Source organism: Flavobacterium sp. (assembly GCF_030146175.1).
Classification (GTDB): domain Bacteria; phylum Bacteroidota; class Bacteroidia; order Flavobacteriales; family Flavobacteriaceae; genus Flavobacterium.
Genome location: NZ_JASLCE010000007.1, coordinates 1 through 10,865, shown reverse-complemented (window position 1 = coordinate 10,865; position 10,865 = coordinate 1). Strand labels below are relative to the sequence as shown.

13 protein-coding genes are annotated in these 10,865 nt (G+C 39.4%); 7 read left to right on the top strand and 6 right to left on the bottom strand.

Translation table 11 applies throughout. From position 1 onward, the window contains the following. Positions 1–14 precede the first annotated feature (14 nt). From Q1R07_RS00550 to pyk, 5 genes are all read left to right on the top strand, one after another. On the top strand, positions 15–251 hold the full coding sequence (locus tag Q1R07_RS00550) for an acyl carrier protein (RefSeq protein ID WP_019037482.1): 237 nt from the start codon (positions 15–17) through the stop codon (positions 249–251). Positions 252–450: 199 nt separating this feature from the next. Then, the gene (gene fabF / locus Q1R07_RS00545) at positions 451–1,704 is read left to right on the top strand and encodes a beta-ketoacyl-ACP synthase II (RefSeq protein WP_300484908.1); all 1,254 of its coding nucleotides are present in this window, start codon (positions 451–453) and stop codon (positions 1,702–1,704) included. 7 nt (positions 1,705–1,711) lie between these two features. Further along, positions 1,712–2,452 carry a ribonuclease III gene (gene rnc / locus Q1R07_RS00540; protein WP_300484907.1) on the top strand — a complete coding sequence of 247 codons (741 nt, stop codon included), beginning with the start codon at positions 1,712–1,714 and terminating at the stop codon, positions 2,450–2,452. A gap of 95 nt (positions 2,453–2,547) precedes the next feature. Continuing rightward, positions 2,548–3,033, top strand: coding sequence for an IPExxxVDY family protein (locus tag Q1R07_RS00535; RefSeq protein ID WP_300484904.1), 486 nt, complete (start codon positions 2,548–2,550; stop codon positions 3,031–3,033). 5 nt (positions 3,034–3,038) lie between these two features. Further along, positions 3,039–4,469 carry a pyruvate kinase gene (gene pyk / locus Q1R07_RS00530; RefSeq protein WP_300484901.1) on the top strand — a complete coding sequence of 477 codons (1,431 nt, stop codon included), beginning with the start codon at positions 3,039–3,041 and terminating at the stop codon, positions 4,467–4,469. 52 nt (positions 4,470–4,521) lie between these two features. Here the strand turns inward: pyk and dinB are convergent, their stop codons facing one another. Next, complete coding sequence (gene dinB, locus Q1R07_RS00525; protein ID WP_300484899.1) at positions 4,522–5,604, bottom strand: DNA polymerase IV; 1,083 nt, start codon at positions 5,602–5,604, stop codon at positions 4,522–4,524. Between the two features lie 31 nt (positions 5,605–5,635). Then, a complete protein-coding gene (locus Q1R07_RS00520; RefSeq protein WP_300484896.1) occupies positions 5,636–7,684 on the bottom strand; it encodes a recombinase in 2,049 nt (682 codons plus the stop codon). A gap of 95 nt (positions 7,685–7,779) precedes the next feature. Between Q1R07_RS00520 and Q1R07_RS00515 the strand changes: the two genes are divergently transcribed. Together Q1R07_RS00515 and Q1R07_RS00510 are read left to right on the top strand one after the other, a co-directional pair. Continuing rightward, complete coding sequence (locus Q1R07_RS00515; RefSeq protein ID WP_300484894.1) at positions 7,780–8,247, top strand: CYTH domain-containing protein; 468 nt, start codon at positions 7,780–7,782, stop codon at positions 8,245–8,247. A 1-nt stretch (position 8,248) separates the two neighbouring features. Then, entirely contained in the window at positions 8,249–8,692 is a 444-nt protein-coding gene (locus Q1R07_RS00510; protein WP_300484892.1) for a YciI family protein, read from the top strand. Between the two features lies 1 nt (position 8,693). Here the strand turns inward: Q1R07_RS00510 and Q1R07_RS00505 are convergent, their stop codons facing one another. From Q1R07_RS00505 to Q1R07_RS00490, 4 genes are all read right to left on the bottom strand, one after another. Beyond that, on the bottom strand, positions 8,694–9,155 hold the full coding sequence (locus Q1R07_RS00505; RefSeq protein WP_300484890.1) for a septal ring lytic transglycosylase RlpA family protein: 462 nt from the start codon (positions 9,153–9,155) through the stop codon (positions 8,694–8,696). Between the two features lie 71 nt (positions 9,156–9,226). Continuing rightward, positions 9,227–9,652 (bottom strand): hypothetical protein, encoded by a 426-nt coding sequence (locus Q1R07_RS00500; RefSeq protein WP_300484888.1) that lies wholly within the window; start codon positions 9,650–9,652, stop codon positions 9,227–9,229. A 103-nt stretch (positions 9,653–9,755) separates the two neighbouring features. Beyond that, positions 9,756–10,115 carry a T9SS type A sorting domain-containing protein gene (locus tag Q1R07_RS00495; protein WP_300484886.1) on the bottom strand — a complete coding sequence of 120 codons (360 nt, stop codon included), beginning with the start codon at positions 10,113–10,115 and terminating at the stop codon, positions 9,756–9,758. Positions 10,116–10,389: 274 nt separating this feature from the next. Continuing rightward, positions 10,390–10,865: T9SS type A sorting domain-containing protein (locus Q1R07_RS00490; protein WP_300484884.1), on the bottom strand; the 476-nt coding region annotated here is incomplete at its 5' end.

Here is a 10,865-nt window from a genome sequence, read left to right as displayed (position 1 = left end):
TAAAATTAAAGATTATGTCAGACATTGCATCAAGAGTAAAAGCGATTATCGTAGACAAATTAGGTGTTGACGAAAACGAAGTTGTAACGGAAGCAAGCTTCACTAACGATTTAGGAGCTGATTCATTAGACACTGTTGAGCTTATTATGGAGTTCGAAAAAGAATTCGATATTCAAATTCCAGATGACCAAGCTGAAAACATTTCTACTGTTGGCCAAGCTATCTCTTACATAGAAGAAGCTAAAAAATAATAACCTCATTAATCCCATGTGTTCCAGTGCTACTGTGAATACATGGGTGTTATTATTTTTCAACAGGTATTTGGTTAAGAAATACAACTGATTGGTAACAATCATTAAATATACTATCAAATTGCCCATGTTTCCTTTAGTTTATAAAAGAAAACAACATGGGTATTTTTGTTTAAATTGAAACTATAAAATTGAACGTATGAAATTAAGACGAGTTGTAGTAACAGGATTAGGTGCTCTTACTCCTATTGGAAACAATATTCAGGAATACTGGAATGGTCTTATTAACGGTGTAAGCGGAGCTGCTCCAATTACTTATTTTGATGCCTCCAACTTCAAAACACAATTTGCCTGCGAATTAAAAGGTTTTAATGTTGAGAATTTCATAGATCGTAAAGAAGCTCGAAAAATGGATCGCTATGCACAATATGCAATGGTATCATCAGAAGAAGCGGTTAACGATGCGAATTTCAATTTTGATAAATTAGACAAAGACAGAGTAGGTGTGATCTGGGGATCCGGAATTGGCGGGTTGGAAACGTTCCAACAGGAAGTAACCGATTTTGCAAGAGGTAACGGCATCCCGAAATTCAACCCTTTCTTTATCCCTAAAATGATTGCTGATATTGCCGGTGGCCATATCTCTATTAAATACGGTTTCAGAGGACCAAACTTTACTACGGTATCTGCTTGTGCTTCTTCTACAAATGCGCTTATCGATGCCTTTAACTACATCCGTTTAAATCACGCTGACGTGATGGTTACAGGAGGATCGGAAGCAGCCGTTACCATTGCCGGAATGGGTGGTTTTAACGCCATGCATGCTTTATCAACCCGAAATGATGACCCAAAAACGGCTTCCCGTCCGATGGACAAAGATCGTGAAGGTTTTGTTTTAGGTGAAGGTGCCGGTGCTTTGGTTTTGGAAGAATACGAACATGCAGTCGCTCGTGGTGCCAGAATCTACTGCGAAATAAGCGGTGGTGGTATGTCGGCCGATGCACATCACATTACCGCTCCGCATCCGGAAGGATTTGGTGCGAAAAACGTAATGCTAAACTGTTTACGCGATGCCGGTTTACAACCAACCGACGTAGACGGTGTGAATATGCACGGTACTTCGACACCTCTTGGTGATATTGCCGAAAGTAAAGCAATCCAACACGTATTTGGCGAACATGCCTATACCCTAAACCTGAACGCTACCAAATCGATGACCGGTCACCTGTTGGGTGCTGCCGGAGCCATCGAAGCCATAGCTTCTATCCTTTCGATTGTACACGGAATCGTTCCGCCAACGATCAACCATTTTACAGACGATGAAAACATCGACGGTAAATTGAATTTTACTTTTAACCAGGCTCAGAAAAGAGACATGAAAGTGGTTATGAGCAATACATTTGGTTTTGGTGGTCACAATGCATGTGTACTTGTGAAAAAATTGGATCTGTAGTCTTGTAATGAGTATTATCAAAAAAATATTTTCAAATTCCCGCTCTAATGAAGACGGGATTTTTTTTGATGAAGTTTCTAAAATAGTGGGATTCAAACCCATAAACTTAATTCATTACCGCAGAGCCTTTACCCATCGTTCGATGAATAAATCCGATGACGAAGGAAATCCGATGAATTATGAACGTCTTGAATTTTTGGGCGACGCTATGCTAGGATCGGTAATTGCGGCACATTTGTTCAATAAAGTCCCAACCGGCGACGAAGGTTACCTGACCAAAATGCGGTCTAAAATCGTTAGCCGCGAACACTTGAACGAACTGGGCAAAGACTTGAATCTGATCCGCTATGTGGAAAGTAAAGTATCGACGCAGCATTTTGGCGAAAATATCCACGGTAATTTATTCGAAGCCTTAATTGGCGCTATTTATCTGGATCGCGGCTTTACCTATTGCGAAAAATTTATCCATAAAAAAGTGATCGTTCCTTATGTGGATATCGCCAAACTCGAAGGAAAAGTAATCAGCTACAAAAGTCTGCTGATCGAATGGTGTCAGAAAGAAAAACACACCTTCCAGTACGACGTTTTTGAAGATAACGGCAATGAAGGAATCAAATATTTTGGCGTAAAACTAAAGATCGACAACAAAATCGTAGCCAAAGCCAGAGCTACCTCCAAGAAAAAGGCGGAGGAAAAAGCCTCACAACGTGCCTATTTCGCATTCCAGGAAAAAATTAACAAAAAGTAAGTGCGGTCTTTGCTAAATAATCGTTAACAACCTTACTTTCCTGTTTTTTAAATCTTTAATGTAGTATCTTTACCCTTGGATTTTTTTCAAAGAATATGGCTATTCATAAACTACTGATTAACGATTTTATCTCCGAAGATTATGAGTTGATTGCAATTCATTCGACCCTGGAAGACTATCGGTTAGCCTATTTTATCAACCAGAAACTTCCCGTTACATTCGAAAAAAGCGGTAAGGATATTGGTATTCAGGTACCGGAAGGAAAAAGTCATTTTACCCGCTTTATTTTCGACGACGAAGCACATGAATTATTCTGGAGTCTGATTCCAAATAAAACAACGCTGGTTACCCGACAAACGAAAGCCACATCCCTTTTTGAGGAAACGGAATTTGATATGGCAACCAACATATATTTGTTGCCGGAGCTCAAAAAAGTGGATTATATCATAAAAATTGAAAATACAGACGATTTTTTTGACCTGGACCAACTGATTGATCAGCTATTGACAATCAAACAGATTACCACGGCCTACAAAATCGAACAAAACAAACTAAAATCGAAAAATAATTTAATTTTCTAATACCAATGCTGACAAGAAAAAAGACAAAAATCGTAGCGACACTTGGCCCTGCTTGTAGTACAAGAGAAATAATAAAAGAAATGATTGATACAGGAGTTAATGTCTTCCGAATTAATTTTTCTCACGCTGACTATACGGATGTTAAAGAACGTATCGATATTATTAGAGGACTAAACGATGAATTTGGTTATACCACTTCTATTCTTGCCGACCTGCAAGGTCCAAAACTTCGCGTCGGTGTCATGAAAGAAGACGTAGTAGTGAGTAAAGGTGACACCATTACGTTTACTACTGCAGAAGATATTCTGGGAACTGCCGAAAGGGTGTATATGAATTACAAAGAGTTTCCAAAAGATGTAAATCCCGGAGAACGTATTCTTTTGGATGACGGAAAACTGATTTTTGAAGTACTGGAAACCGATAAAAATACCGAGGTAAAAACCGTGGTAATTCAAGGTGGTCCGTTGAAATCGAAAAAAGGAGTAAACCTGCCAAATACTAAAGTTTCATTACCGGCTTTAACGGAAAAAGACATCCGCGATGCGATTTTCGCTATTGAAAACCAAGTGGACTGGATTGCCTTATCGTTTGTTAGAACACCAAAAGATCTGGAAGATCTTCAGGATTTAATCGCCAAACATTCCGATCATAAAATTCCGATTATCGCTAAAATCGAAAAACCCGAAGCGGTTGAAAATATTGATAAAATCGTTGCTTTTGCCGACGGACTAATGGTTGCCCGTGGTGATCTTGGTGTTGAAATTCCGGCTCAGGAAGTTCCGTTGATTCAGAAAAAACTGGTTCACCGTGCCAAAACAGCCCGTATTCCGGTTATTATCGCGACACAGATGATGGAAACGATGATCACCAGCTTAACGCCAACCCGTGCCGAAGTAAACGACGTAGCCAACTCGGTTATGGATGGTGCCGATGCGGTAATGCTTTCCGGAGAAACTTCCGTAGGGAACTATCCGGTTCAGGTAATTGAAAAAATGACACAGATTATCGAAAGTGTTGAGAATTCGCCCTTAATCAAGGTTCCACAAAATCCGCCATTGGTTCGAACCAAACGTTATATCACCAAATCAATCTGTTATCACGCGGCTTTGATGGCCAACGATATCGATGCAAAGGCAATTTCAACGTTAACCAATAGTGGTTACACGGCTTTCCAGATTTCGGCCTGGCGTCCTCATTCTCATATTTTGGTGTTTACGTCCAACAAAAAAATCGTAACGCAGCTAGGTCTGCTTTGGGGTGTACATACGTTTTACTACGACAAATTGGTGAGTACCGATGATACTGTAGAAGACATCAACCGTATTTCCAAAGAGAAAGGATTTGTGGAAGAAGGCGATATGATGATTAATCTAGCCGCAATGCCGGTGATTGACAAAGGAATGGTAAATACCCTGCGTATCTCTCAAATCAGCTAATCATACGATTATAAAATAATACAAACCTGTCGATTCCGGCAGGTTTTGTTTTTTAAAAGTCAAACCGCAACTGTACCGCAACGGTTTTTTTGATTTCCGTATTCAGGTTGTGCAACGAAATGCCGAGCAATCGCACGGAATCTTTCATTTTTTCCTGATACAACAATTCTTTGGCCGCTTCGAGAATCAGGGCTTTATCGGCTATAAAATAGGGTAAGGTTTTACTACGCGTTTGTAATGTAAAATCGGAATATTTGATCTTTAAGGTCACCGTTTTTCCGGCTATTTTATACGGCTTCATCCGTTTTTCCAATTCTTTTGCGATATTTTCCAGCTTTTCAACCATAAATATTTCGGACGATAAATTGACATTGAAAGTTCTTTCGGCACCAACCGATTTTAACATCCGATCCGGTTTTACCGCGCTATTATGAATCCCTCTTACAATATTGTAATAATGAGTTCCGCTTTTTCCAAAATGTTCTTCCAGATAGTCCAGCGATTTTGATTTTAAATCTTTTCCGGTAAAAATCCCGCTCTGGTACATTTTTTCGGCCGTTACTTTTCCAATCCCATAGAATTTTTTGATGTCCAGTTCTTCCAAAAATTGGATCACTTCTTCGGGATTAATCGTTTTTTGTCCGTTGGGTTTGTTATAGTCACTGGCCACTTTTGCCAGGAATTTATTCACCGAAATACCCGCCGAAGCTGTTAGCCCAACTTCCTCAAAAATACGTTTCCGGATTTCCTGTGCGATCAGTGTGGCACTCGGATTTCCTTTTTTGTTTTCCGTCACATCCAGATAGGCCTCGTCCAGCGAAAGCGGCTCGACCAGATCGGTATATTCGTAAAATATTTTTCGGATTTTTTTGGAGATCTCTTTGTACCGATCAAAACGGGGACGGACAAAAATAAGTTCCGGGCAGTTTTTTCGCGCCATATAGCCACTCATCGCACTTCGAACACCAAATTTTCGGGCTTCATAACTCGCTGCCGAAACCACTCCTCTGACTTCACTTCCGCCAACGGCTACCGGTTTCCCCTTTAATTCCGGATTGTCCATTTGTTCTACGGAAGCATAAAACGCATCCATATCGACGTGGATAATCTTTCTGAAATTTGGGGTCGTTTCCATAAAGTAAATATAGGCTATAAACCAGACGAAATCAGGACACGGATTCTTCTTCCCGTTTGTCTTTTACCGGGATAAAAAACGATAGCGGCCGTTTTCTAAAATGAATCCAGATGGCCTTGTTTAAAAGTCGGAATTCCGAAAGCGGTATGTTTCGGGAACGGAACGCCAATCCTATCGACAGACCAAAACTGACAATAAAGTTCATAAATCCGATCAGACCAATTCCTAAAATACTCCAGCCGATCATCCATAAATCCGCTTTAAAATCCATTCCGTATAATCCTAAGGCAAAATTTCCGCTCGCAAATGTAATGTGTCGGATGTCCAGATTTAACCCCAAAAAGATCCCTATCGACGCTGTACTTCCCAGGAAAACCCCAAACCAGCCATTCGAAACGATACCGGCCCAATTGTGTTCAAACCAATTGGCTATTTTTTTGGTTTTTTCGACACCAAAACTCATTTTTAAAAACGGATGCTCCTGAATACGGTAATACACCTGATTGTGTTTGTTTCGGTTGGAAATACTTCCGGAAATAATCCCCGACAAAAACAGGAATACACCGGCTATGGAAGCGTGAAAAATGGCAGGCGAAAAAATCGGATTCAGATCACCTAATAGTTTGGGCCATTTCGTTTCGGCTATATTGTAACCGAAAGCCTGATCGATCGCCCAAATTCCCAATAAGGAAACCGGAAAAGCCATAACAACATTTCCGACAAATGCGATAAACTGAGATCGGAACAAACGGGCGAATAATTTGGCGAACGAACTGTGTTTGTTTTCCGTTTTTCCTTGTTTTTTCATTCCCTTTTCCAACGCCTGAATGATCGTCGCTGCGGTCATTGCCGGTTGTTTTGTAGCCAATGTAAAACCACAAAGGTAAATCGCAATAAAACCAAGCGAATAGTTTAAACTATACAGAAATGCATGTCCGAAAGCACTGGTTTCTATTTTGGAAAACAACAATTTGATGATACACAATATCCCAACGATAAAACCACCTCCTAAAGCGGCTTTAAGCATTCCGAAGTATTCTTTCGGGCTTTCGGTAATATAATGTTCTCCTGTTTTGGCCGTGTGTTGTGTGATTTCATACGAAAGCAACTGTGTACTTTCATTGATCAACTGACCAACGTTGTTTTTATAACAGTTAAATTTGATAAGCTGTAATGCCAACTGAATCGTATTGTGTTTTTTATCCTCTTCTTTATTGACAACCAATAACGGAATCAGGATTTTCATACGGTACAATTGCTGTCGAATGCGCAAGAGGCTTTGGTTTACCTTGATCGAAATTCCGTATTTCGAACTGTTCGCAAAGGCTTTGTCGACATATTCTTCACATTGTTTGTGCAGGATTAGCAATTGCTTGTACAACAAATCATCGGAGGTAATCGCATGTTGTTCTCCGGTACGTATTTTTTCGATAATTTCCTGCAATTCTTTTTCAAAAGCCGTAAACGGACTTTCAAACTGACTGTATTCCGGTACCATTTTGATCACATCATTTTCCATCGCTCTTCCGCTCATACGCTGCGGAATCAGGTTCATCACATTGAGCAATTCGGATAATGGTGATTTTTCTTTAACCGAAACATAGATATCCCGAAACGAAAGCAGATCAAATAATCGCAATAATTCTTCCATTGGAACTTTTTTGATCCAAATGCCATCTGAATTCAGATAAAAAACCTGATTCAGTATATATTGAAGGGTGTCTTTTTGTGGTTGATAGGGCAGTACTTTGGCTAATAATCTTTTTTTGACTTCGAAGACAAAATCGGCATCCTGTAAAATCGCAGCGTCCGATAACATCCGGCTGAACTTTCGTTCTTTGAACAACTGCGCCAGATAGCCAATCAGTAATTCGCGTTTATCCGGATGCTCTTCCAGAAAATAAAGTAATTTTTCGATGGAAACCGTCGCTTGTTTCTGCGGTTTTTTTGGTCGGAACAAATGTACCAGATCCACTAAAAAATGTAAGCTATCTTCAGAGACATACCGCTGGTTTTCAAAATGTTTATCAAACAGGTTTTCTATCGTTGTCTTTGATTGTAGCTTATGTCTTAAATTCATGCGCTTGTTTTTGGTAAATTATTCTGTGGCAAAATTACGATCCGGGAGCTATAATTTTCTTAACTTGCTCCTAATTTATATTAATTTCTCCAGAAATGCAGGAAATCGAGCGAAAGTTTTTAGTCAAATCCGAGGCTTTTATTACCGAATCACATCATCAAAACAGGATCGTACAAGGTTATCTTAATTCCGATCCGGAAAGAACGGTTCGCGTTCGTATTAAGGGCGAAAAAGGTTTTCTAACCGTTAAAGGTATCGGCAATGCTTCCGGAACGACTCGTTTGGAATGGGAAACGGAAATTCCGGTTTCCGATGCTGAAACGCTCCTGCCGCTCTGCGAAAAAGGTGTTATCGACAAAGTCCGTTATGAAATCCGAAAAGGGAATCACACTTTTGAAGTGGATGTCTTTTCCGGTGCCAATGAAGGACTGATCATTGCCGAAGTGGAATTGCAATCGGAAGACGAGCTTTTTGAAAAGCCGGACTGGCTCGGATCCGAAGTTACCGGCGACAAACGGTATTACAATGCTTTTTTAAGTAACAACCCTTATAAACACTGGTAAAATGAAAACGCCGCGGTATACTTTACTTTTTCTGCTTGCGGTTTTATCCTGTAGCAGTCCTAAGAAAACAGCCCAAACGCCATCCATTCCAACCGGAGCTGTCCCGGAGACTTTTAGTTATCAGGACAATGGTACCACTTATGTGATGCAAAAATATTTTCTAGTCTTATTAAAAAAAGGTCCGAACAGAACCCAACCAAAAGAAGACGCTGAGGAAATTCAGAAAAAACATATGGAACATCTTTCCTGGTTGCATAAAAACGGAAAAATCAGCCTTGCCGGTCCTATGGACAAACACGAAACTATTTCGGGCATTCTGGTTTTTAACACGCCTACATTACGCGAAGCCGACAGTCTGGCAAAACTAGATCCGGCGGTAAAATCCGGACGATTGGAAGTGGAAACTATGGGATGGTGGGCAGCAAAAGGAAGTAAACTCGAATAGTTTAATCCTGAATCACTTCGATATTTACGTTAACAAATCCACGGCCTTTTCCGTGGGTAATTTCCATAAATGCTTTTTTAGAAAGGTCAATTTCTCGTCCTCGTGAGAATGGCCCGCGATCGGTTACTTCTACGATAACGGCTTTTTTATTGGCTACATTCGTTACTTTTATTTTGGTTCCGAAAGGTAAATTTCTATGAGCGGCTGTATATTTTGCATTGTCAAATTTCCGACCACTTGCGGTTCTTCTTCCATTAAATCGGTCGGCATAATACGATGCATGTACATTTTTCTTATAATTCTTAAGCTTAAGACCTCCCTGAATCGTGATAGAATCTTTTTTTATCGTATCGTTAACTTTCACTTTCGGATCTGCCTGAAAAGCGAAAACCCTTCCGGTTGTTGTACTGATTAACAAAACAGCCAGTGTAACAAATACGATGTAAACTATTACTTTTTTCATTCTATTCGTTTTTTAGATGATGAAAGGCAAGAAATATGCCAAGTTGAAAAAGGCCCTTACGGGCCTTTATTTTATTTAAACCATAAACTCCATGGTATTCTGCTTAGTATTAAAAGCAATCCTATCGCATAGAAAACGGCTATTTTCTTGAATTTATCCGTTCCGGTAGCTGCTTTTTTATGTTTCGACCAACCAATGGTGATCAATGCTATGGCAATGATATTGATTAGTGGATGCTCCAAAGAAGTTAATCGAAGCGCACTGTTACTCATTTGTCCGAAAGATGCCGAACCCAGTGGTGAAACAAAATATAGGATAAAACCGAAAAGCAACTGAATATGAGAAAAGATCAATCCAAAAAGTGAAATTCTTCTGTCTTTTGGTTCGAAATCTCTTTTGGAACTCATTCCTAAAAAAGCATTAATTACAGCGATGAATAAAGCCAATAAAGCTAAGTAAGCCAATCCGGAATGGCCTTTTTGAATAATTTCGTACATAGTTAGTTTTTTGTTTTCTAAACAAAGATAAGGAATTGAAAATAAAAAAACCGCTTACTTTGACAAGCAAATGGCTTTTTCATTCCGAATCTGATAATTTTAATTATATTTTAACAACTTTAAAATTAACCGTTTGGTTGTTGATTTTCATCTTAAAGAAGTAGGCTCCGGTTGCATAGGCCGACAGATCTACTTTTGTGGTTCGGTCGTTTAATCGATTTGAATATAACAATTGTCCCTGTACATTAAACACCTGAATTTCGGAAATTACATCTTTGGAAACGATATTCACAAAACCATTAACCGGGTTCGGATGATAGGAATAATCCAAATAGACACTATCGTCAAATCCCAACGTACCCGTACAAGAAGTAGTTGCTACCCATCCGGGTGCTTTACCTCTGGAAACAAATTTCATGGTTAACGCACCATCGGTAGCTGTAGATTCAATTGATCCCGGCAATGTTGTTCCCGTTAATCCGGCTCCTCCTATTTAATTACACTTTACATTACTGTTCAAAATAATTTGTGATCATTTCTACAACATTCTGAACATTTTGTTTTTAAAAGATAATTATTTGAACCCTTTGAAAATAAAATCTGATTTTTTTGTCTGTAACACGATCTTAATTGTCATTAAAAACCCTTACACTTTGCTTTACAACAAGGCGTATAAATCAAAAAGCCGCTTACCCTGATCGGTAAGCGGCTTTTAGTAGCTGTTGCTGTTATTTTACTTATAATTTAACAACCTTAAAATTCACGGTCTGGTTGTTGATTTTCATTTTGAAAAGGTAGGTTCCGGTTGCATAAGCCGTCATATCTACTTTTGTTGCCAGGTCGTTCAACTGACTGTTATATAACAATTGTCCCTGAACATTAAATACCTGAATTTCTGTTATTGCATCTTTTGATGCAATATTTACAAAACCGTTAACCGGGTTCGGGTAATACGAATAATCCATATACACAGCATCTTCCAATCCTAAAGAAGGCGTACAAGAAGTTGTTGCCACCCATCCTGTATCGGTTACACCTGCATCAGAAACGAATTTCATGGTTAAAGCTCCGTCAGCTGCAGTCGATTCGATTGGTGCCGGCAATGTTAATCCGGTTAAACCTGCTCCACCTACTAATGGTGCTTCCGTACTTGATCCGTTGTAGATATATAAGAAATCATAACCGTCTTCCAATCTGAAAGATGTAAAAGTCA

What these genes read in the sequence shown, in the direction of transcription:
- fabF (WP_300484908.1), top strand. Translation starts at nt 451, where the DNA reads ATGAAATTAAGACGAGTTGTAGTAACAGGATTAGGTGCTCTTACTCCT.
- Q1R07_RS00505 (WP_300484890.1), bottom strand. Translation starts at nt 9,155, where the DNA reads ATGAAAAAAGTAATAGTTTACATCGTATTTGTTACACTGGCTGTTTTG.
- rnc (WP_300484907.1), top strand. Translation starts at nt 1,712, where the DNA reads ATGAGTATTATCAAAAAAATATTTTCAAATTCCCGCTCTAATGAAGAC.
- Q1R07_RS00550 (WP_019037482.1), top strand. Translation starts at nt 15, where the DNA reads ATGTCAGACATTGCATCAAGAGTAAAAGCGATTATCGTAGACAAATTA.
- dinB (WP_300484899.1), bottom strand. Translation starts at nt 5,604, where the DNA reads ATGGAAACGACCCCAAATTTCAGAAAGATTATCCACGTCGATATGGAT.
- pyk (WP_300484901.1), top strand. Translation starts at nt 3,039, where the DNA reads ATGCTGACAAGAAAAAAGACAAAAATCGTAGCGACACTTGGCCCTGCT.
- Q1R07_RS00535 (WP_300484904.1), top strand. Translation starts at nt 2,548, where the DNA reads ATGGCTATTCATAAACTACTGATTAACGATTTTATCTCCGAAGATTAT.
- Q1R07_RS00520 (WP_300484896.1), bottom strand. Translation starts at nt 7,684, where the DNA reads ATGAATTTAAGACATAAGCTACAATCAAAGACAACGATAGAAAACCTG.
- Q1R07_RS00510 (WP_300484892.1), top strand. Translation starts at nt 8,249, where the DNA reads ATGAAAACGCCGCGGTATACTTTACTTTTTCTGCTTGCGGTTTTATCC.
- Q1R07_RS00515 (WP_300484894.1), top strand. Translation starts at nt 7,780, where the DNA reads ATGCAGGAAATCGAGCGAAAGTTTTTAGTCAAATCCGAGGCTTTTATT.
- Q1R07_RS00500 (WP_300484888.1), bottom strand. Translation starts at nt 9,652, where the DNA reads ATGTACGAAATTATTCAAAAAGGCCATTCCGGATTGGCTTACTTAGCT.